Source organism: Sulfurimonas sp. HSL-3221, assembly GCF_021044585.1.
Taxonomy (GTDB): domain Bacteria; phylum Campylobacterota; class Campylobacteria; order Campylobacterales; family Sulfurimonadaceae; genus Thiomicrolovo; species Thiomicrolovo sulfuroxydans.
Map to the genome: position 1 here is coordinate 1,699,544 of NZ_CP087998.1, position 21,803 is coordinate 1,721,346.

The 21,803-nt window shown below is 58.5% G+C and carries 19 protein-coding genes; 6 read left to right on the forward strand and 13 right to left on the reverse strand.

Annotated elements, in window-relative coordinates; genetic code table 11:
- The first annotated feature begins 66 nt into the window (after positions 1-66).
- The 3 genes from LOH54_RS08775 to LOH54_RS08785 all read left to right on the forward strand — a co-directional run bounded on the left by LOH54_RS08775 (position 67) and on the right by LOH54_RS08785 (position 4,857).
- Positions 67-2,409 (forward strand): putative bifunctional diguanylate cyclase/phosphodiesterase, encoded by a 2,343-nt coding sequence (locus LOH54_RS08775; protein ID WP_231018529.1) that lies wholly within the window; start codon positions 67-69, stop codon positions 2,407-2,409.
- 135 nt (positions 2,410-2,544) lie between these two features.
- Positions 2,545-4,101 (forward strand): SagB/ThcOx family dehydrogenase, encoded by a 1,557-nt coding sequence (locus tag LOH54_RS08780; protein WP_231018530.1) that lies wholly within the window; start codon positions 2,545-2,547, stop codon positions 4,099-4,101.
- A 33-nt stretch (positions 4,102-4,134) separates the two neighbouring features.
- The gene (locus tag LOH54_RS08785; RefSeq protein ID WP_231018531.1) at positions 4,135-4,857 is read left to right on the forward strand and encodes a DUF4230 domain-containing protein; all 723 of its coding nucleotides are present in this window, start codon (positions 4,135-4,137) and stop codon (positions 4,855-4,857) included.
- 3 nt (positions 4,858-4,860) lie between these two features.
- Here the strand turns inward: LOH54_RS08785 and LOH54_RS08790 are convergent, their stop codons facing one another.
- The 4 genes from LOH54_RS08790 to LOH54_RS08805 form a co-directional block, all read right to left on the reverse strand.
- Complete coding sequence (locus LOH54_RS08790; RefSeq protein WP_231018532.1) at positions 4,861-5,433, reverse strand: ComF family protein; 573 nt, start codon at positions 5,431-5,433, stop codon at positions 4,861-4,863.
- 10 nt (positions 5,434-5,443) lie between these two features.
- Positions 5,444-7,240 carry a translation elongation factor 4 gene (gene lepA / locus LOH54_RS08795; protein WP_231018533.1) on the reverse strand — a complete coding sequence of 599 codons (1,797 nt, stop codon included), beginning with the start codon at positions 7,238-7,240 and terminating at the stop codon, positions 5,444-5,446.
- A 111-nt stretch (positions 7,241-7,351) separates the two neighbouring features.
- Complete coding sequence (locus LOH54_RS08800; protein ID WP_231018534.1) at positions 7,352-8,278, reverse strand: ribose-phosphate pyrophosphokinase; 927 nt, start codon at positions 8,276-8,278, stop codon at positions 7,352-7,354.
- Between the two features lie 98 nt (positions 8,279-8,376).
- Positions 8,377-9,045 (reverse strand): HesA/MoeB/ThiF family protein, encoded by a 669-nt coding sequence (locus tag LOH54_RS08805; RefSeq protein ID WP_231018535.1) that lies wholly within the window; start codon positions 9,043-9,045, stop codon positions 8,377-8,379.
- A 155-nt stretch (positions 9,046-9,200) separates the two neighbouring features.
- On the opposite strand from LOH54_RS08805, the gene LOH54_RS08810 reads away from it, so the two are divergent.
- Positions 9,201-9,692 (forward strand): hypothetical protein, encoded by a 492-nt coding sequence (locus LOH54_RS08810; RefSeq protein ID WP_231018536.1) that lies wholly within the window; start codon positions 9,201-9,203, stop codon positions 9,690-9,692.
- Positions 9,693-9,697: 5 nt separating this feature from the next.
- A complete protein-coding gene (locus LOH54_RS08815; protein WP_231018537.1) occupies positions 9,698-10,102 on the forward strand; it encodes a secondary thiamine-phosphate synthase enzyme YjbQ in 405 nt (134 codons plus the stop codon).
- A 692-nt stretch (positions 10,103-10,794) separates the two neighbouring features.
- On the opposite strand, the gene LOH54_RS08820 is transcribed toward LOH54_RS08815, so the two are convergent.
- The 9 genes from LOH54_RS08820 to ileS all read right to left on the reverse strand — a co-directional run bounded on the left by LOH54_RS08820 (position 10,795) and on the right by ileS (position 20,496).
- Positions 10,795-11,298 carry a protein disulfide oxidoreductase gene (locus tag LOH54_RS08820; RefSeq protein ID WP_231018538.1) on the reverse strand — a complete coding sequence of 168 codons (504 nt, stop codon included), beginning with the start codon at positions 11,296-11,298 and terminating at the stop codon, positions 10,795-10,797.
- Positions 11,291-12,085 carry a carbon-nitrogen hydrolase family protein gene (locus LOH54_RS08825; RefSeq protein WP_231018539.1) on the reverse strand — a complete coding sequence of 265 codons (795 nt, stop codon included), beginning with the start codon at positions 12,083-12,085 and terminating at the stop codon, positions 11,291-11,293. The genes LOH54_RS08820 and LOH54_RS08825 overlap by 8 nt, the downstream gene beginning before the upstream one ends.
- Entirely contained in the window at positions 12,082-12,282 is a 201-nt protein-coding gene (gene xseB / locus LOH54_RS08830; RefSeq protein WP_231018540.1) for an exodeoxyribonuclease VII small subunit, read from the reverse strand. The genes LOH54_RS08825 and xseB overlap by 4 nt, the downstream gene beginning before the upstream one ends.
- Before the next feature lie 33 nt (positions 12,283-12,315).
- Positions 12,316-13,431, reverse strand: a complete 1,116-nt coding sequence (gene metX / locus LOH54_RS08835) for a homoserine O-acetyltransferase MetX (protein WP_231021232.1) — start codon at positions 13,429-13,431, stop codon at positions 12,316-12,318.
- Positions 13,428-14,699, reverse strand: coding sequence for an O-acetylhomoserine aminocarboxypropyltransferase/cysteine synthase family protein (locus tag LOH54_RS08840; protein ID WP_231018541.1), 1,272 nt, complete (start codon positions 14,697-14,699; stop codon positions 13,428-13,430). The genes metX and LOH54_RS08840 overlap by 4 nt, the downstream gene beginning before the upstream one ends.
- Positions 14,700-14,821: 122 nt before the next feature.
- Complete coding sequence (guaB, locus tag LOH54_RS08845) at positions 14,822-16,267, reverse strand: IMP dehydrogenase (RefSeq protein ID WP_231018542.1); 1,446 nt, start codon at positions 16,265-16,267, stop codon at positions 14,822-14,824.
- A gap of 11 nt (positions 16,268-16,278) precedes the next feature.
- Positions 16,279-17,619 (reverse strand): Asp-tRNA(Asn)/Glu-tRNA(Gln) amidotransferase subunit GatA, encoded by a 1,341-nt coding sequence (gene gatA, locus LOH54_RS08850; RefSeq protein WP_231018543.1) that lies wholly within the window; start codon positions 17,617-17,619, stop codon positions 16,279-16,281.
- Entirely contained in the window at positions 17,616-17,741 is a 126-nt protein-coding gene (locus LOH54_RS12930) for a hypothetical protein (protein ID WP_255707211.1), read from the reverse strand. Before LOH54_RS12930 ends, gatA begins: the two co-directional genes overlap by 4 nt.
- Entirely contained in the window at positions 17,734-20,496 is a 2,763-nt protein-coding gene (gene ileS, locus LOH54_RS08855) for an isoleucine--tRNA ligase (RefSeq protein ID WP_231018544.1), read from the reverse strand. The genes LOH54_RS12930 and ileS overlap by 8 nt, the downstream gene beginning before the upstream one ends.
- Positions 20,497-20,653: 157 nt before the next feature.
- Between ileS and LOH54_RS08860 the strand changes: the two genes are divergently transcribed.
- Positions 20,654-21,748, forward strand: coding sequence for a CinA family protein (locus LOH54_RS08860; protein ID WP_231018545.1), 1,095 nt, complete (start codon positions 20,654-20,656; stop codon positions 21,746-21,748).
- The last annotated feature ends 55 nt before the right edge of the window (positions 21,749-21,803 follow it).

The window sequence follows — 21,803 nt, forward strand, 5'->3', positions numbered from 1 at the left end:
GGACTCTTAACATCCAATCACAGAATAAAAAGCTGTGAGGAAAGTTTCTCTGGGGAATAAGCAACAATGCGCCAATTCGACTTTGACAAACTGAAGTACCTCTACAGTACCGTTCCGGTCATTCTTATCATCCACTTTTTCAGCGTCCTTCTTTTCAGTGTCTTCATGTGGCACTACGTCGACAACATTGCCCTGGCAGTCTGGATAAGCGTCTCGGTCATCGTCCTGCTCTTCCGCTTTTACCATTACCTGCTCTACAGCAACAGCTCCGAAGAGGAGCTCAGGCCTCAAAGCACCCTCTGGCTGCACCGCTACTACACCTACGTGCTTATCGGCGGAGGACTTTGGGGCAGCACCGCCGTGCTGCTCTTCCCCCCGCACGAGATCCTCTACCAGATGGTCGTCGTCTTGTTCATTCTCGGCCTGACCGCCACTGCGCTCGGTATCATCTCCGCCTCCTGGGAGCTGGTCGTCGCCTATGCCCTGCTCTCCTTCGCACCCATTATCGTCCGCCTGGCGTGGATGGAAGACCCGCTCTACCAGACGATCGCCTACATCGTCAGTGCCCTGGGTATCCTGCTGATTTTCAGTGCCAAACATTTCGGGTCGGTTATCGACAATGCCATCTACAGCAAATTCGCGCTGTCCCAGGCCATGTCGGCCCTCGAAAATACGCAGGGGCGACTTATCTCCCTCCTCGACAACGCCCCCGTCGGGATCTTTTATTATGACAGCAGTCTGCATATCACCGACCTTAACAACCAGCTGCTCAAAATCTTTCAACTGGCAGAGCGCGACCCCCTGATCGGGTACGATCTCGGCACCCTCATGGACAAACGCATCCTGCCGGCATTGAATCAGGCACTGGAGGACGGGCAGGGACACTACGAAGGTCCCTTCTACTCGACCTTCTCGGAAAATTCCCTCTATATCGAGCTCTCCACCGTCCCCGTCATCGATAAAAAACGGCTGCACCAGGGCGCCATCTGTTTTGTCAAGGACCTGACGCTGGAGAAAGAGGCCCAGGAGTTGATCAAGCAGAACAGCTTCTACGACCCGCTGACCAAACTGCCCAACCGCAGTCTCGTCACCGACCGGATCAAGCTCTCCGTCGAACAGAGCAGACGCCACCTCTTTCACTGCGCCGTGCTCTTTATTGACCTTGACCATTTCAAACATATCAACGATGATTACGGCCACTATATCGGCGATCAGGTACTCTACCAGGTCAGTCAGCGTCTGCTCAAACAGCTTCGATCCGAAGACACCGTCGCACGGGTCGGGGGAGACGAGTTCCTGATTCTCCTCAATACCCTCTCGGATGACTATACCGAAGCGGCCCAGGAGGCGATGGAGATCGCCTTGGGGCTGATTGACGCGATCAACGGGATCTTTGGCATCGACGGGGAGTCTATTTCGCTGTCTGCGAGCATCGGTATCAATGTCTTCCGCGGCGAAGAGGGGATGCTCCCTGACGCCATTATCAAACGTTCCGATATCGCCATGTTCCAGGCCAAACGGACCGGACGCCAGCATGCCGAGCTCTACCATGAATCTTTTGAAACTTCCCAGCAAGAACTCTTTCAAATGGAAAAAGAGCTTCGCAGAGCACTTGACGAGAAAGAGTTCGAACTCTACTACCAGCCGAAGGTGGCCATCGACAGTGACAAGATCGCCCAGGTCGAGGCACTTATCCGCTGGAATCACCCCGACAAGGGACTGATAATGCCGGAGGCGTTCATCCCCTACGCCGAGGAGAGCGGACTCATCGTGAAAATCGGCGAATGGGTGCTGGAGGAGAGCATCAAGCAGATCAAGCAGTGGCAGCAGACGGGCGCGGCCAACGCCATCGAACGCGTCTCCGTCAATGTCAGCTCCCACCAGTTCAACCAGCCCGATTTCGTTGACTACCTTCGGGCCCTGGTCACCAGTTACGAAATCGCCCCCGGGATGATCGAACTCGAACTGACCGAAAGCGCCATGCTCGACAACTCCCGTGGCGCCATCGACAAGGTTAAAGCGCTTGAGGCCTTCGGCGTGCGCGTCGCGCTGGACGATTTCGGTACGGGCTACTCCTCGCTCTCCTACCTCAAGCACCTCCCCGTCAGCGTGATCAAGATCGACCGCTCCTTCATCACCGACCTGAAGCACAACGAGAATTCCCTGATGATCGTCAAGACCATCATCGCCATTGCCAAAAGCATGGACCTGACCGTCGTCGCCGAAGGGGTCGAAACGGATGAGGAGCTGAGCATGCTTAAAGAACTTGGCTGCGACTACTACCAGGGCTTCCTGTGCGAAAAGGCCCTGCCGGTCAAAAAACTTGAAGCGCTGATCAGCACCAAGATCACTACCCGGCAGTCCATCGAAGAGAATCTCCTGCCCGAACAATCGGCAAGCATAGAGTAATACAGCGCCTCCGGCCGTCATCCGCGTTGCACCCGGATGAACGGAATATGCATCCAGTCGGTGACAGCGCTTAATTATTTTCGCAGCACACCGTATTCAAGCACCCCTTCAAAAGAGTTTAGGAACAATCACCGCATGCATACCCTTGAAACCGTTTTCGAATACCATGACCAGACCAAGCACCATCCCAACCGCTATGCGGCGTCGTTGGGCTATATGGACTGGGCGACGCAGCCCGACCCCTACCGCCGCTTCGACGGGGCTCGGGGGGTCGTTCTCCCCTTGCCCTCCCCGGGTCCCGAACCAACCTACGCCGCCCTTTTTGAGGCACGCCCCTCCGAACCGCTCACGCTGGATACCCTCTCCGTTCTGCTGCGTTACAGCCTGGGACTTGCGGCCGTCAAATGCATCGGCAGCGACTGCTGGGCGCTGCGCTGCAACGCCTCCAGCGGCAACCTCCACCCCACCGAAGGCTACGTCATCCTCCCCCCGGTTGAAGGTGTCAGCACCCAAAGCGTCGTTGCGCACTACGCGCCGCTAACCCACAGCCTGGAGCTCCTGCACGCCTTCGATACGGACTTCTGGTCTGCACTCCCGAAGGGCTCTTTGCTGATGGGCTTCACCTCCATCGTATGGCGCGAGGCGTGGAAGTACGGCGAGCGCGCCTTCCGCTACACCCAGCTCGACGCCGGCCACGCCCTGCGCGCCGCCCAGATCTCCGCGCGCCTTAACGGCTGGCACGCCCGCCTCTTTGACGCTTTCGAGGCCGATACCCTTGACACGCTGCTGGGGCTGGATCAGCCGGCCCGCTTCCAGCCGAACGAGGAAGAGATCGCCGATGCTCTGTTGCTCATGACGCCTGAAAAAGACGTCGCAACGCCCGACCTTATCCCCCTTCTCGCCCAGTGCCGCACTGCGTATGCGGGGACGGCAAACCGTCTCAGCCCCTCCCAGCACCCCTGGGAGGCGATCACTCTCGTTGAGCGGGCCACGGCCGCCGCGGTGAACCTCCCGGTCGACATGGCACCAGCGCCTTTCAGCAGCAACTGCGGTACCGCTGCCGAAGAGGTCATCCTCACCCGCCGCAGTGCCCGCGCGATGGATTTCGGCCGTACCCATATCGGCTTCGAATCGTTCACCCGGCTGATGCAGGCGGCGCGGAACGCTGTTGAAGGTTTCACGCCTGCGGCCTCCCTGCTCCTTTTCGTCCATGACGTCGAGACCCTGGAGCCGGGTCTTTACCTCTACCTCCTGAACGACGGCTACCTGGAATCCTTCAAAACACGCACGCGCAGTGACTTTCTCTTCCGGCCGGCCGGGGAGCATCTCTATCTGCTTGAAGCGGGCGACTTCCGCGCCCAGGCCAAGTTCATCTCCTGCAGCCAGGAGATCGCATCTGATGGCGCCTTCTCGCTTGGCATGCTCTGCGAATTTTCGCCCCAGCTTGAGCGCTATGGGCCGGGGCGCTACAAGAGCCTCTACTGGGAGTGCGGCGCCATCGGCCAGCAACTCTACCTCGAAGCGACGTCGCAGGGGCTCAGCGCCACGGGCATCGGCTGCTTCCTCGACGATGTCATGCACCGGCTGCTGGGGTTGGAGGGGAACGATTTTCAGAGCCTCTACCACCTGGCCATAGGCTACGCCATTCCCGACCTCCGCCTGCAGACAAAACTCCCCTACAGCAGACGATAGCGCGCTATTATCCCGGCTGAGCTACAATAGAGCATGGATAATGTCATTATGTTTTTCAGCGGCCTCCTCCTCGCCGGAGGGATCGCCGTTTTGCTCTGGTACCTGAAGCGCACCAAAAAAGAGGGGCCTGCCAACGTCACGCTCTATTCGACCATAGAGAAAATGGAATCCCTGGGCAACCTCAACGTCTACAAGGTTGTCACCAAGGAGATCGTCACGGCCTCCGACCATATCTTCGGGAATTTCGGTGAGAAGTACCTGCGCTGGCTCATCTCCAAGAAAAAACTGGCGATGATCTTCACCTTCGACATCGATTTCAGCTACAACCTCAAAGACAGCCGCTTCGGCATCGAGGAGCTCGGGGAGGGGCAGTACCTTTTCAAAATGCCCGAGTGCCGCTATTCGCTCAGTATCAAAGACATCAGTTTCTACGACGAACAGAACGGCAAACTTCTGCCGTGGCTGCTGCCCGATCTCATTGCCGGCGTCTTCAGTGACGGCTTTGATGAAAACGACCGTAACGCCCTGATCAAGGAGGCGAAAAAGCAGGTCTCCGCCATCGCCAACGGCATGATGATCGAGCTGCTTCCCGACGTGCAGAAATCCGCCCGTACGACACTGGAGCAGATCGCCTTCGCCCTCAACGCCGCATCGATCCAGTTCGATTTCTCCGAATCCCCGACGATCGAAAACACTGTCGACTACCTTCCGGGGAACCGGACCGAAGCCCAGCTTCCCCCCGCTACAGAGGCGTAACCTTCAGCGTTCCGCGTCGGCCAGCGTCAGGCAGAAAAGCACCTCTTTCCCCTCCCGCTCCAGCGCCTCCACCGCCTGGGTCAGCGTCAGGCCCGTTGTCAGGATATCGTCGACAAGGATCACTTTCTTTTCCGGAAAAGGCTTCACTGCAAATGCCCGCGGGTGCGTCAGGCGGTACTGGAAGTCCTGCCCGGAATAGCGGTGCCCTGATCGGTCGCGCAGCACGGTGTGCCTCGGTGTCAATGCTGCGGTTTTCATCGCCCTGGCCAGGATCGCCGTATGCGAATAGCCGTGCCGCACATGGTCATCCACGGCGATAACGGCCACGGCATCGTCCAACCCCAATGTCTTTGCATACGGTGTGAAGGAAGCTGATGCCATGATCGTGTAAAGGTGGTGTCCGATATCCGTATGCTTCGTCAGCAGCAGCGGCTCGATCTCGTCGTATCTGTAAAAGGAGTGTACGGGGAGTTTCCCGAGGATCTTTCGGGTGTGAAGGGATGGGGTGAGATGTTCATCGCGGCAGGCCCTGCAAATGCGGCTCAGTGACCACGATTCGCAGAGTAGACAACGCAAAGTCCGCCGCCTAGTCCATTTTAAGGACGGACATGAAGGCCTCCTGCGGCAACTGAACCTTGCCGATCGCCTTCATCCGTTTTTTACCGGCTTTCTGTTTCTCGAGCAGCTTGCGTTTACGGGTAATATCCCCGCCGTAACACTTCGCCGTGACGTTCTTGCCCATCGACTTGACCGTCTCGCGGGCAATGACTTTGTTGCCGACGGAGGCCTGTACCGCCACCTCGAAAAGCTGGCGGGGGATGAGCTCTTTCATGCTCTTGACCAGGGCACGACCGCGCTGTTCCGCCTGTTCGCGCGGGACGATGACCGAGAGGGCGTCGACGACATCACCGGCGACGCGAACGTCGAGCTTGACGAGGTCGCCCTCCCTGAAGTCGGTCGGTTCATAATCGAAGCTCGCGTACCCTTTGGAGATGGACTTGAGCTTGTCGTAGAAGTCGACGACGATCTCGTTCATCGGTACGGAGTACTCCAGCAGGACGCGTTCCTCGTTAAGGTAATCCATCTTCTCCTGGAGGCCGCGCTTGGCGACAAGCAGGTTCATGATGTTGCCGAGGTACTCCGTCGGCGTGATGACCGTCGCCTTGACGTAGGGCTCCTCGATACGCTCGATGTGGTTCACCGGCGGCAGCTCTGAGGGGTTGTGCACTTCTTGTGTCGAGCCGTCCGTCAGATAGACGTCGTAGACAACCGACGGCGCCGTCGCGATCAGGTCCAGGTCGAATTCGCGTTCCAGGCGCTCCTTGATGACCTCCATGTGCAGCATGCCTAGGAAACCGACACGGAAACCAAAGCCCAGCGCGATGGACGTTTCCGGCTCATAGCTGAGCGAAGAGTCGTTGAGGCGCAGTTTATCGAGCGCATCGCGCAGGTCTTCGAACTTGTCCGTATCGATGGGGTAGAGCCCCGCGAAGACGAAGGGCTTGGCCGGTTCGTAATCGCCGACAGGTTCTGCCGTCGGGTTTTTCGCATCGGTGATCGTATCGCCGACGTTAAGGGTCCCGACATCTTTGAGGCCAAGCACGACAATGCCGATCTCACCGCTGCCGATGGAGTCGGTCTTCATCTTTTTGAGCGGGTGCGGGTACATGAGGTCGAGAACCTCGTGCTGCTCGTTGTTGCTCATCAGCTTGACGATCTGCTTTTTGCGGATGCTGCCGTCAAAGACGCGCACCAGTGCCAGCGCACCAAGATAGGGGTCGAACCAGCTGTCGTAGATGATCGCCTTCGTCGGCGCTACCGGATCACCCACCGGGGCGGGAATGCGATCGACGATGGCATCGACGAGCTCACGGATCCCCACGCCCGTTTTGGCGGAGACCATCAGGGCGTCCGTGGCGTCAATGCCGATGCTCGATTCGATCTCCTCGGCAACGCGCTCCGGCTCGGCAGCGGGCAGATCGATCTTGTTGATGACCGGGAGGAGTTCGAGGTTATTGTCCAGGGCCAGATAGACGTTGGCGATGGTCTGCGCCTCGACCCCCTGCGCCGCATCGACGATCAGCAGCGCACCGTCGGAGGAGGCGAGCGATTTGCTCACTTCGTAGCTGAAGTCGACATGGCCCGGGGTGTCAATGAGGTTGAGGACGTAGTGCTCCCCGTCTTTGACATAATCAAGCCGGACGCTCTGCGCCTTGATGGTGATACCGCGCTCCTGCTCGATGTCCATCGTATCCATCATCTGTGACTTGAGTTCGCGCTCCGTGACGGAACCGCACTCCTGGATGATCCGGTCGGCCAGGGTGCTTTTACCGTGGTCGATGTGGGCGATGATGGAGAAGTTGCGAATATGTTTGAGATCCATAGATTCCTCATGATTGCACTGCGAAATTGTCAGTGCGGTTTAGCTGTGCGGGGCCCGCTGCCGAAGCGAACTCAGCGTTAGCGTCGTATCAGGGGTTTGACGCCTGCTACGTTATGCAAAAAGCGAGTTGACGCTCTCGTTGTGGTAAACGCGACGGATGACCTCGCCGAAGAGCGGCGCGACTGTCAGCACCTTGATCTTCGGGTGCGGTTTGGAATCGAGGGAGTTGGTGACGATCAGTTCGTCCAGTTCGCCCTTGTCGATATTTTCATAGGCTTTGCCGCTCAAGACCGCGTGCGTCGCACACGCCATGACGGAAGTTGCGCCCTTGGCTTTGAGTGCTGCCGCCGCCTTGACCATCGTCCCGGCCGTATCGACCATGTCGTCGATCATGATAACGTCTTTACCGTCGACGTCGCCGATGATGTTCATGACCTCGGCCACGTTCGCTTTTTCGCGGCGCTTGTCGACGATGACCATCTCGAGCCCCAGTTTCTCCGCGAAGTAACGGGCACGGGCAACGCCGCCGATATCCGGGCTCGCGATGATCGGGTTGGGAAGCTTCTTGCTCTCGATATGCTGCTGGAAGATGATGGAACCGTAGAGGTTGTCGACGGGGATGTCGAAGAAGCCCTGGATCTGACCGGCGTGCAGGTCGATGGTGACAAGGCGGTCAATGCCCGCCGTCTGGTAGAGGTTGGCGACCAGCTTCGCGCTGATCGGAACACGCGGCGCCGCTTTACGGTCCTGGCGCGCATAGCCGAAATAGGGGATGACGGCGGTAATGGAGCTTGCGGAGGAGCGGCGCAGAGCGTCGGTCATGATGAGCAGTTCCATCAGGTTGTCGTTGGACGGGGCTCCCGTTGACTGGATGATGAAGACATCACGTCCGCGGACGCTCTCCGCAACCTGGACGGAGATCTCCCCGTCACTGAAACGTTTAATGTCCGCTTTCGCCAGGGGAACGTCGAGGTAGCTGCAGACCTCTTTCGCAAACTCTTCGCTGGCACTTCCCGCAAAAATCTTGTAACCGCGCATCGCAATTCTCCAAAGGTAATTATCGTTGCCGTTTCATACGGCAAATTGAGTATGAAATTATAGCGTGCGCGGCTTAGCAGGGAGTAAAACAGCCGCCGTTATACCGGCAGACCGAATTTCTGTGTCACGAGTTCGCCCTCGTCGTTGAAAAAGAGGTAGTAGAGGAAGTCTTTTTTGACCGGCTGTCCCGCCAGGTAGCGCAGGGCAAGGTTCGCCTGCAGCGAGGCGATATGCATGACAATCGGCGCGGCGATCCCCGCCGGTTCTTTGAGCGTGATCTTGAAAACGTCGTTGAAAGAGGAGCGGTCGAAAAAACAGACCTGTCCGTGGAATGCCTCCACCGAACCGTAAACCCACGGCGTGTTTTTGATCTTGGCGTATTCGTTGATCTGCCCCCGCGTCGGCAGGTTGTCCGTCGCGTCGAGGATAAGATCGACATCGATCCCTTTTTTGGCGAAGCCGTTGAAATCGCACTCGTGCGCATACGCCTTCGTAAAGGGGCAGCGCGCTTCGACGATCCCCGCATTGACGACGGCCTTATTCTTACCCTCGTCCCCCGTCTTGAAAGCGATCTGGCGGTGAATGTTGTGCACGCTCACCTCATCGAAATCCACAATGTGTATCTCCCCTATTCCCGTTGCTCCCAGGGCGAAGGCAAGGGAGCTTCCCAGTCCCCCGCTCCCGATGATGGCGATCCGCTTCGCCTGCAGCGACTGCTGGACCTCTTCACCCCAGAGTTTGATCTGACGATGGAAATACTGCATCATGATCCGCACCTCCTCAAATAGCTAATCGCACTGTAACATTAAAAAGTTTAATAACTTTTTGATAAATCCACCCGGACCCTCCCATTTTAGGCAATCCGAACGGCCAAAATGTGTAAAAACCGCTATAATAAGCCCACAAAACCGCAGGAGGAAGCGTGCTCGCCTTTATCGACAAGACCATCATCCCCTTTGTGACCCGAAGCAACGACCAGCCGCTGCTGCTGCGTGAGCTGCTCGAGATCAACAAGAACCACGACGACGGCCTCAAACTCGAAGGGAAGATCCCGGGGCTGAAACTGCGGATCGGCCGAACGATTCTCGTCTTCCTCATCCTCTGGAACCTCATCCTCCTGCCGCTGAGCCTCCTCTTTCACAAAGAACTCGAGAAGATCGACTGCCACCTGCTCATCATCCTCGCCATCCTCTTTACGGGGATGTTCTTCGGCACCTACATGATGTTCAAAGAGTGGCTCGTCGACCGGATGGCGACCCAGCGCATCAAAGAGGCGTGGCAGAATCACTTCCCCCACTTCGCCTACGAGAAGCACCACGTCGAGGTAACCTCCCTTTATCGTGAAGCCATCGATAAAGATGTCCCGAACAAAGAGCTCTACCTCTTCATGATGAACAGGCTCGCGGCGGAGTAAACGGCTTGTTCCAAACCACGGTCACCCTGCCCCCCTACCCACGGGGATTTCACCTCATCACCAACGCCGTTGACAATGCCGTCGCGGCATCCGGCGCCACAACCGGGCTCGCCCACCTTTTTCTCAAACACACCAGCGCCTCGCTCTGCATCAATGAAAACGCCGACCCCTCCGTCCGCCGTGACATGGAGCGCTTCTTCAGCGATGTCGCCGACGCCAAGCCCTACTACGTCCACACGTACGAAGGCGACGACGACATGCCGGCGCATATCAAAAGCGTCATGCTCGGCACCTCGCTCACTATCCCCGTCACCAACGGCCGCCTGAACCTCGGCACCTGGCAGGGGATCTACCTCGGCGAACACCGCGACCACGGCGGCAGCCGGAAGATCGTCATCACTGTCTACTGACGCTGTACATTTTTGCGCCTATACGATCCGTTGCTTCATTCTTTTCTTTTTCATAAGAAAAGAAACAAAAGAAAATCGTCGTTGCGCGAATCGCACGCTGCTCCCGGCTTGAGGGTATATCTATAACCCCTGTGCAGTTTCAGCGAAGCAGAGAAAGACATAATCAAGGCGACGTTTTGCACCCGAGGGCATTCCCTTTGGTCAAGGCCTGGCCATATCCAAGTCGAGAAGCGGCAACGCTGAGTATGGCTTTTCTCTGTTTCGCCCTAAGGGAGGATTTGGAAACGCAACTTTCCCTCCGTTTTCCGCTCGACTTGGCTACACCAGGCCTTCACAAAAAACAAAGACAACCTCACGCTTCCAAAACCCTCTGAAATCTGCACAGGGGTTATAGATATACCCTTATACCTCCAGGGCGGCTTTCACGGCACGCTTAACGACAGGTTGCCTATTGATTATATGCGCTTCGGGAACCGAAGCTAATCAAAAAACAAAGAGCTTCGACACGTCGAAGCGCATGAATTAAATGGACTCTTGGCCTTGAGCGCGATCCTTATAAGCCATCCCGGAGGCACAAAGCCGGGAGGGATGAGCGATTCGCGAAAGGCCGATTTTTGCGCTACTTTTTCTAAAAAAGTGGCAGAAGAGTGTTATCAAAATTGTAGATTGAAGAGCTGCCCGCTATCGTCTATTTAGAAAATCTCGGCAAGCCAGAGACGCAGCTTCAACCCCCACGTCGTCGTATACCCGCTCTCGGCCCAGAAGACTTTGCCATCTTTGTCGACAATGATCGTTGTCGGGAAGACGCCGATCTTGAACGCCTCCGCAATGGCGCCGTTCTGGTCGTTGATGACGGGAAAAGAGAGGCCGTTTGCTTTCATGTACTCGCCGATCTTCTCCAGCCCTCCCGATTTGACGGCGACGGTAATGACCTTTTCGTCCTTGACGAGGGCGTCGATGTTGCCCGCTTCCGCATGGCAGACGGGGCACCAAGTCGCCCAGAAGTGCAGGATGTAGGGTTTGTCCGGTTTGACACTGCTGTCATACGCCAGCCCGTAGAGTTTGGAGACCTCCACCTTCGGCAGGGCGGCACCCTCGAATGAGGGGGCGCGCAGGTAGCCGATGACGGTGGCACCGACTGCCGTCAGCAGTGCAAGAACAATGAACTCTTTGAGCCACTTCTTCCATTTAGTCACGCCGCTTCTCCACCGCCTCTTTGAACTTCCATCCCCGGCGCGACTCCATCACCTGCGCATGGTCGATCTCGACGACCATCAGCTCCTCCGTGTCCCCCAGCGTGCTTTCGATCTCCCCGTCTGGGTTGGCCAGGAGCGAGTCGCCGTAAAAGCGCCAGAGGTGCCCGTCGTCTTTCACGTCGCCAATACGGTTCGCCCGCAGCACGAAGCAGTTGTGCGTAAAAGCGCGCATCTTGATCAGCTCACGCCACCGCTGCTGCGACTCGAAAGTCGAGGCCGTCGGCAGCAGGATGCAGTCGATCCGCTTCTCCCAGATGCTCTGCCACAGCGCGTCGAAGTGCAGCTCGTAACCGCCGAGGATACCAAAGCGGACGTTGTCGACGCGGAAAGTGAGCGGTTCATGCAGCGTTTCGACCGGGTTGGCAAAGAAGGCGGCCTCGTTCCAGTGGGGATAGTCGATCAGCACCTGCTGCTGGTAGTAGGCTGTCGAACGGGGAGAGACTTTGACGATGCTCTTAAAGGGGGTGCCCCCTTTGACCGTCACCAGGGGGGCGACGAAGGTCATGTCGTAGGTGGCGGCGAGGTCACGCAGAATGCCCAGCTGGTGATCACAGAGTTCGCGCAGCATCGACACGGGGGTCTGCTGCAGCTCTTTGAAAAAGGAGTTCAGGAGGTACTCGCCCATCAGCAAAACGCGGACACCGCGCTTGTGGGCGATCCGGACGTAGTGGTACAGCTTCGTCGTGCTCATGCCGACCGAGGGAAGCTGCAGCACGCCCAGCGTCACGACTCCGTCTCCTCCCCGCTGCGGATCTGTTCGATCTTTTTGCGCGCCTCTTCGAGGATCCGCTGCGCCTCTTTGAGCGCCTTGGTCCCCGACTCGTAGGCCTTGACGCTCTCCTCGAGCGTCATCTCGGGGTTCATCAGCTTCTCGAGGATCTGTTTCGCCTCTTCCAGGCGCCCTTCAAAATCGTTCGCTTCCACTCTCACTCCTTCGCTGCGTGCAGCATGGGTACGCTAGATACCGTGTTCCAGCGCCTCGCGCACGTACTCTTTGAATTTCTCCAGTTCGACCAGGAAGGCGTCATGCCCGTAATCGCTCTTGACTTCCAGGTAATCGACCGGCGTCGTCTTCTCCTTCGCCAGAATGTCCGCCATCACCCGCATCTCTTCGGGAATGAAGAGCATGTCGTTCTCGAAACTGACCAGGTAGAGGCGGCTTCTGATGCGCAAAAGCGCCTCTTCGAGGGTATCAAACCCCCGGGAGAGGTCGTAGATGTTGATCGCCTTCGTAATATAGAGGTAGCTCAGCGGATCGAACCACTTGGTGAAGTTGTAGCCGTTGTACTCGAGATAAGACTCCACCTGGAACTTCCCGAAGAGCTCGTAAAGGCCGTCGGTACGTTTGTATTCGCGCCCGAATTTCCGCTCCATGCTGTGGGGCGAGAGGAAACTGATGTGTCCCGCCATCCGGCCGACCGCCATTCCTGTCAAGCCGTTTTCTTTAATATCCGCGGGGTCGTAATAGCCGCTTTTGAAATCGGGATCTTTCAGGATCGCCTCCTGGGCGATCTTGTTAAAGGCAATCGTCCAGGGCTGGGTCGCATGGGTACAGGCCATGGCGACGATACGGTCGGCGAAGTTGGGGTAGTGCACCGCGAACTGCAGTGCCTGCATACCGCCCATGGAGCCGCCGACAATGGCGTGAACGCGGTGGATCCCCAGCTTGTCAAAGAGGATGCGCTGCGCCTTAACCATATCTTTGACCGTGATGACGGGGAACTTGTAGCGATAGGGCTCATCGCTCGGAAGCATCGGCGACATCGGGCCGGTCGAACCGAAACAGCTGCCGATGACGTTGGAACAGATAACGAAGAAACGGTCCGTGTCGATCGCCTTGCCCGGCCCGATCAGGCCGTCCCACCAGCCCGGTTTGTTATCCCCTTCATAAAGGCCTGCGGCATGGTGTGACCCCGTCAGGGCGTGCGTGACGACAACGACGTTGTCCTTCGTCTCGCTGAGGTGCCCGTAGGTTTCATAGACAATATCATACGGTTCGAGGATACGCCCGCTCTCCAGATAGAGCGGATTGGTAATATGCTCGGTATGGGTCTGAAGGTTTAACGGGTTTATGATGCCGCCTCGAGTGCCTGTTTGATGTCGGCGATAAGATCCTCCGCGTTTTCAAGACCTGCACTGATGCGGATCAGTCCCGCCGGAACGCCGCAGGCGTCCATCTCCTCGGCACTGAGCTGCTGGTGCGTCGTCGAGGCCGGGTGGGTGATGATGGACTTCGAGTCGCCGATGTTGACGACGAGCGAATAGAGCTGCGTTGCATCAACGACCTGCTTGGCCGTTTCCAGGTCGGCGACTTCGAAACTGAGCAGGCCGCTGCTCATGCCGCCGTCAAAATATCGGCTCGCATTCGCGTAATTCTTGTTGGAAGAGAGTCCCGGGTAGTTGACGCGTTTGACCTTGGGGTGCGTCTCCAGGAACTTGGCGAGCATCAGGGCGTTGTGCGAATGCTCTTTCATCCTTATTTGCAGCGTCTCGAGCCCCTGGATAAAGAGCCAGGAGTTAAACGGCGATCCGACGGCGCCGATGTCGCGCAGGAGGCTGAGACGCCCGCGCAGGGTATAGGTCGGCAGCGGCACGTCGACGTAGACCAGGCCGTGGTAGCTCGCATCGGGTTCGTTGAACTGCGGATAACGCGCGTTGCCCCGGAGTTTCTCTACGAGGTTGCTGCGTTCGACCATGATCCCGCCGATGGCGAGTCCCTGTCCCGTCGTATACTTGCTGGCACTGTGCACAACAACGTCGATGCCGTGCTCGATCGGCCGGCAGAGCGCCGGGGTCGCGACGGTGTTGTCAACGATACTAAGCACGCCATACTTGTCCGCCAGCGATGCGAGCTCGCTGATATTGGGAACGTCGATGCTCGGATTCGTCAGCGTCTCGAAAAAGAGCGCTTTCGTCTTCTCGTCGATGAGCTTCTCCGCTTCGGCAGGGTTATGCACGTCGAAAAAACGCGCTTCGATGCCGAAACGTTTCATGGTATGGGCCGTCAGGGTGAGGGAGCCGCCGTAAAGCTGCGCGGCGCAGACGATGTTGTCGCCCGCCTCCGCCGCATTGACAAGGGCGTAGAAGATAGCGGACATGCCGCTCGAGGTCGCCAGTGCCGCCGCACCCCCTTCGAGGCTGGCGAAACGCTTCTCGAACACATCCGTCGTCGGATTGTTCAGGCGGGTATAGATATTGCCGAGCTCTTTGAGCGCGAACAGATTCGCCGCATGCTCCGCGTCGCGGAACTCATATGCCGTCGTCTGGTAGATGGGCACGGCCATCGTTCCCTGCATATCCTTCGTATAGCCTTCATGGAGCGCTTTGGTCTGAAAATGCATGTGTACTTCCCCTCTTTACAGCGCGAGGAGCGGGGCCCCTCCGCTTTTTCCGCCGATAGCGGCGGTCTGTTGTAGCGCAGCGGCGTGAAGCAATACGCTTACGCTATCCGTTAGTATACCGATCAGATATGATAATTCGGTGCTTCCGCCGTAATCTGGACGTCATGGACGTGGGACTCTTTGAGCCCCGCGCTCGTAATCTCGACGAACTCCGCGTTCTGCCAGAAAGCTTCGATGCTCTCGGAACCGCAGTAGCCCATGGAGGAGCGAAGGCCCCCCATCATCTGGTGGACGATGCCCGCGATCGGTCCACGGTACGGTACGCGCCCCTCGATCCCTTCCGGTACGAGCTTGTCCGCCGCCGTCCCTTCCTGGAAGTAACGGTCCGTACTCCCCTTGGTCATCGCCCCGATGGAGCCCATACCGCGGTAGGACTTGTACTGGCGCCCCTGGTAGTTGATCAGGTCGCCCGGAGACTCTTTGGTCCCCGCCAGCAGTGAACCGGCCATGATACAGCTCGCACCGACGGCAAGCGCCTTGGCGATATCGCCGGAGTACTTGATCCCGCCGTCGGCGACAATCGGCACGCCGACGCGGCGGCCCGCTTCGGCACACTCGTCGATCGCGGAGATCTGCGGCACACCGACACCGGCAACGATACGCGTCGTACAGATCGATCCCGGTCCGATACCGACTTTGACGGCGTCCGCACCCGCTTCGGCCAACGCTTCAACCGCCTCGGCCGTCGCGACGTTCCCCGCGATGATGTCAATATTCATCTGCGCCTTGATCGCCTTGACGGTGTCGATGATCCCCTTGGAGTGGCCATGGGCGGAGTCGAGGACGAGCACGTCGACACCCGCGTCGACGAGTGCCTGCGCACGGTCAAGCTGTCCGACGCCGATCGCCGCACCGACGCGCAGACGGCCGAACCCGTCTTTGAGCGCGGAGGGGTACTCGATACGCTTCTTGATGTCTTTGATCGTGATCAGCCCCTGGAGGTGTCCCTCATCGTCGATGATCGGCAGCTTCTCGATCTTGTTTTTGTGCATGATCTGCTCCGCTTCGTCAAGGGAGATATCCTTGTTCGCAACAATCAGCGGCATCTTCGTCATAACGGCGTCGGCGCGTTTGCTCAGGTCCTTTTCAAAGCGCATATCGCGGTTGGTCAGGATCCCCAGCAGTTTGTTGTAGAGGTCGACGACCGGTACGCCGGAGATGCGGTACTCCTGCATCAGCGCCTCGGCATCGGCCAGGGTTGCGTCCGGGTAGACGTAGATCGGGTCGATGATGATCCCCGATTCGCTCTTTTTAACCTTCTTGACCTGTTTGACCTGGCTTTCGATATCCATGTTCTTGTGGATGATACCGATGCCGCCCAGGCGCGCCATGGCGATCGCCGCACGGTACTCGGTCACGGTATCCATCGCCGCGGAGACCATCGGGATGTTCATCGTGATGTTCTTAGTCAGTTTTGTCTCAAGGCTGACCTCTCTGGGCAGTACTTCGGAATAACGCGGGACCAGCAGGACGTCTTCGAACGTCAATGCACGTTTACGGATTTTCATGGGACTCCTTCTTAAAGGTTTACGGCCTGCTCAAGGCTGAGCGCACCGTCGAAAAGTGTTTGTTCATCAAAGGCTTTGGCAATGAGCTGAAGCCCGACCGGCATACCGTTTTCCGCCGTGTCGACCGGCAGGGAGATCGCCGGCAGTCCGGCTAGGTTGACCGAGATCGTGTAGATATCGCTCAGGTACATCTGCAGCGGGTCGGAGAGGGCTCCGAACTCGTACGCAGTGTCCGGCGCGACGGGGCTCAGGATCAGGTCGACCTCTTCGAAGAGCTTCTCATACTCCTCTTTGATCAGGTGGCGTACTTTCTGCGCCTTGACGTAGTAGGCGTCGTAATAGCCGCTGGAGAGCACGAAGTTCCCCAGCAGGATACGGCGCTTCACCTCTTCGCCGAACCCTTCGGAGCGGCTCTTGATGAAGAGGTCCGAGAGGTTCTCGCCCTCTTCCCGGCTGCCGTAACGGATGCCGTCGTAGCGGGCGAGGTTCGTCGAGGCTTCCGCCGTCGCGGTGATGTAGTAGGCGGAGATGTCGTACTTGGCGTCCATCATCGACTTCTCGACGACGGTATGACCTGCGGCTTTCAGCGCCTCGACCGCTTTGTCGTACCCCTGCTTGACCGCGTCGGATGCTCCCTCCAGGTAGGAAGGGAGGATCGCGACGGTCAGTTTGCGCGACGGGTCAAGCTTGTCCGCGACGCTCTCATAGGCGACGTCCGCGCTGGAGGAGTCTTTCGGATCGTAGCCGCTGATGATATCGTAGAGGATCGCCGCGTCTTCAACGTTCTGCGTCATCGGGCCGATCTGGTCGAGCGAGCTGGCGTAGGCGCCGAGGCCGTAGCGGCTGACACGGCCGTAGGTCGGTTTCATCCCGACGATGCCGCAGAACGCCGCCGGCTGGCGGATGGAGCCGCCGGTGTCGGAACCCAGTGCCGCAACGGCAAGGCCCGCCGCGACCGCCGCCGCGGAACCGCCGGAGCTGCCGCCCGGGACGCAGCCGCGGTTGCGGGGGTTGAGCGTCTTGCCGTAAAAGCTGCTCTCGGTCGTGGAGCCCATGGCGAACTCGTCCATGTTCGTCCGTCCGAACGGCGCGAGACCAGCTGCCTGCAACTTCTCGACAACAGTCGCGTTATACGGCGCGACGTAGCCCTGCAGGATCTTCGAGCCCGACGTTACGCTCCACGTCTTGACCTGGATGTTATCCTTGATCGCAATAGGAACGCCGCTGCCGGCGGTCTCCATACCCACATAGGCACCCAGTTCGCTGTCGCCTTCGATCTTCGATTTGAGTTCGGCGCGGAGGCTCTCCAGCGCTTCCGGCGAGAGTGTCAAAGCTTCCTTAAGCGTCATCAATGTTCATCCTTTGCTTTTTTTGCCCGGCGCACGGCCAGGATACCTATTGCGACCACGGCGAAGATCACCAGGACCGTCTCTGCGATGAAGCCCATCGGTACGGGGGCTGCCAGATCAGGCACCGGTCACCTCCGCGCAGCGGGCACAGAGTGTCTCTTCTTCGTGGGCGTGGAATTTCCAGCAGCGCGGACACTTCTGCAGCGCTGCCGCCGCGATCACGTAGCGCTCGCCGTCCACCTCGAATTCGCCCAGCGTCTCGCCCGCCGTTTCCAGCGGCAGTACGCCGGAGACGACGAACCAGTCCTCCGCTTCGATCTGCGGCAGCGCCTTGACGATCGCCGCGTCCGTATGCAGGGCTAGTTCCAGCGTACTCTTGATCTTCTTCTCTTTTTTGAGGGCGTCGACGATCTCGTACATCCCCTCTCTGACTTTCACCAGCGCACATTCGTTGAAGGTGCTTGTCGGGACGTCGATCGACGCGTATTCAAGGTCGAAGATGCTCGCGGCGTCGCCTTTGATCACCGCCGGAGCCGTCTCGACGATCTCGTCTGCCGTATAGGTGAGAATCGGCGCGACGAGCAGCAGCATCGAGCGGGTGATCATCGCCATCGCGCTTTGGCTGGCGCGGCGGTGCGGATCGTTCTTCGCATCGCAGTAGAGGCGGTCTTTCGTGATATCGAGGTAGATGCCGCTCAGCTCGTTGACAATGAAGTTGTTCAGCGTGCTCATCCCGCCGACGAAGTTGTAACGCTTGAACTGCGCGTGGACATTGTCGAAGACGTGGGAGGCCTTGGAGACGATCCACTGGTCCAGTACCCCCATCTCACCGAACGTGACGATCGTTTCCAGGTCGTTGATGTTCGCCAGGAGGAAACGGAACGTATTGCGCAGCTTGCGGTACTGCTCCGCCGTCTGCTTCAGGATATCATCGCTGATCTTCTGGTCGTTCTGGTAATCGGCCAGCGCCACCCAGAGGCGCAGAATCTCCGAACCGTACTGCTTGAGCACCTTGTCCGGGGCGACGACGTTGCCCTTGGACTTTGACATCTTCTCACCCTTGCCGTCCATCGTAAAGCCGTGCGTGATCAGCGCTTTGTACGGCGCGCGGTGTTCGACGGCCGCGCTGAGGAAGAGCGAACTCTGGAACCAGCCGCGGTGCTGGTCGCTCCCCTCCAGATAGACATCCGCCGGGTAGCTGCCCGCGTCGTAGTTGCGGGATTTAAGCACCGCGTTCCACGTCGAGCCGCTGTCGAACCAGACGTCAAGGATGTCGTCGACTTTCTCCAGCTCGTCGGCCGTGTGTGCGCAGCCCGGGTAGAGCAGCTGTTCGATCGGCATGCTGTACCATGCATCGGTCCCGTGCATCTCGAAGACCATCGCGGTAAAGTTGAGGACCTTCTCGTCCAGGACGACCTCGCCCGTCGTTTTGACGCGGAAGAAGGCGATCGGCACGCCCCAATCGCGCTGGCGGGAGATACACCAGTCCGGGCGGTTCTCGACCATCGCCTTGATGCGGTTGCGGCCCCACTCCGGGTAGAACGTCGTCGCTTCGACCTCTTCCTGGGCGATCTCGCGCAGGGTCTTGCTCTGCCCTTCGGGTTTCTCGTCGACGGCGATGAACCACTGCTTCGTCGCACGGAAGATCAGCGGCGTATGCGAACGCCAGCAGTGCGGATAGGAGTGGTTGAACTTGCTGACCTTGAGCAGGCTCTCCCCCAGCAGCTCGATGATCGGCTCGTTGGCTTTAAAAATGTGCATGCCGACGAAGGTCTCCGCGTTAGGGATGAGGCGTTCGCGCACAACGCTCTGGTCGTAGCAGCCCGTCTCGTCGACCGGCATGATGACGTCGAGGTTGTACTTGAGGCCGACGCGGTAGTCATCCTCACCGTGGCCCGGCGCCGTGTGGACACAGCCCGTACCGTTGTCCATCAAGACGTGCTCGCCGAGCACGATCTGCGAGCGGCGGCCGTTGAGCGGGTTCACCGCGTGCAGGTTCTCGAACTGCGTCGCGTCGAAGGTCTGGACGACCTCGCCTTTGATGATCTCCTGCTCTTTGAGCGCGCCGTAGAGCTTCTGGGCGACAATGTAGCCGTCGGCGCTGCGGACATACTTCTCGTCGGGGTTCAGGGAGATCCCCGTATTGGCCGGCAGGGTCCACGGGGTCGTCGTCCAGATGACCGGCGCGGCGTTGCCCTCGATCCCCAGGCGGACCTTGGACTCCTCGCTCAGCTCGAAGGCGACGAAGATAGAGTAGTCCTCTTTGTCTTCGTACTCCACCTCCGCCTCGGCCAGCGCCGTGCGTTCCGCCCAGCTCCAATAGACCGGTTTGCTGCGCTCGACGAGCAGCCCCTTCTTCGCCACGTCGCAAAGGGTGCGGTAGATGTTCGCTTCGAACTTGTAGTCCATCGTCAGGTAGGGATTATCCCAATCCGCAATGATGCCGAGCTGTTTGAACTCGTCGCGCTGGATGCCGACGAAGCTCTGGGCGTGCTCGCGGCAGAGCTTGCGCACTTCGGCCGTGGAGAGCGCCTCTTTCTTCTGCTTGCCGCCGAGCTTTTTCTCGACCTGCTGCTCGATCGGCAGACCGTGGCAGTCCCAGCCCGGGGTAAAGCGGACGCTGCTGCCGTTGAAGTAGTGCTGCTTGACGATAATGTCTTTGAGGATCTTGTTGAGCGCATGGCCGATGTGCGTATGGCCGTTGGCATAAGGCGGGCCGTCATGCAGGGTGAAAGACGGGGCCCCCTCGCGTTTTTGTTTCATCGTCTCGTACACACCCGATTCGAACCATTTGGCATAGCGTTTGGGTTCGTTCTGGACCAGGTTGCCGCGCATGGCGAAGTCCGTCGTGGGCAGGAGCAGTGTCGCTTTGTAATCCATCATTTTCCTTCAAGAAGGGCGAATATTCTCAATCTAAAAAATTGGTGCATTATAGCTTCAAACCCATTAAAAAAAGCTGTTTATTCCTGCGTCGGGGCCGAACGGGGCGCAATCTTCGTTTCGCCGACACCGGAGCGTTTTGCGCTATACTCACGGTATGAAGTACTCCCTTTTTCTTATCGGCGACGGCCTGATCGAAAACCAGCCGATGTGCCGCTATATCGACCGCCATTTCGCGCGTTTCGGCATCACCCCGGAAAGGCGCTTTCTGTTCAGGGAGCCCCAGCGCTTTTTTCCGGAACGCGCCGGCGACACGGAAAGGGCAGAGACCTGTTTTATCCTTTGCGATCCCTTCCTGGCCCCCCTCGTCGCCAGGGAGATCGCCACGCTGACGGGCGACACCCTTATCATACGCGATGAGTGCCTCGTTCCTTCCCGCTCCAGCAATATGGCTCCGACCTATTACCATCTCAACGACGGCACCCTGCATCTGCACGTCATGCAGGTCGAAAGCGGCGGCGAGCTCCCTAGCCCCGAGTTGACGCTCCCCCCGTCTGAGAGCGCCGTCGTTCACCTTTTCGAGAGCGACGAGACGGCGTTAATGCCCGTGCTGAAACAGATCGCGGAGAGCTACCGGGTCGATTACGCCCTTACCGCGCCCATCCCCGGCTGGCTGCAGTGCCGCCTGGAAGCGGAGCGTTTCGGGGATGTCGACGGTGCCCTCCAGCATCTTCTGACCCGCTTCCCGAGTGCCGTCGCGTCGGACAATATCGCCCTCTGGCTCATCGAAGTCCTGCAGGATGCGGGCAAGACGGTCACCTTCGCCGAGAGCTGCACCGGCGGCCTGCTCAGTTACTACCTTACCAAGGAGAGCGGTGCTTCCGGCGTCTTCGAAGGGGGGCTCATCACCTATTCGAACCGTCTCAAATCGGAGTGGATCGCGGTGGAAAACGCGACCCTCGAAGCCCATGGCGCCGTCAGCCGAGAGGTCGTCGAGGCGATGAGCGCCGGTGCGCTGGAAGTATCCGGTGCCGATTACGCCGTTGCCGTCAGCGGCGTCGCAGGACCGACGGGGGGCACACCGCAGAAACCTGTCGGCACGGTCCAGGTCGCCGTCCGCAGCAACGAGGCAGTGACTATAGCTCGTCTGCAGCTGAGCGGCGACCGCAACTATATACAGGAACAGACGGTCCTTTATGCGGTCAAAATGCTGATGCTCCTGGATAAAAAAACTTTTTTCAAAATTTATTGAGTTTTTCTTGACTTTATCAGGCATATTTCCCTATAATTTCGGCCTTGCATTTGTG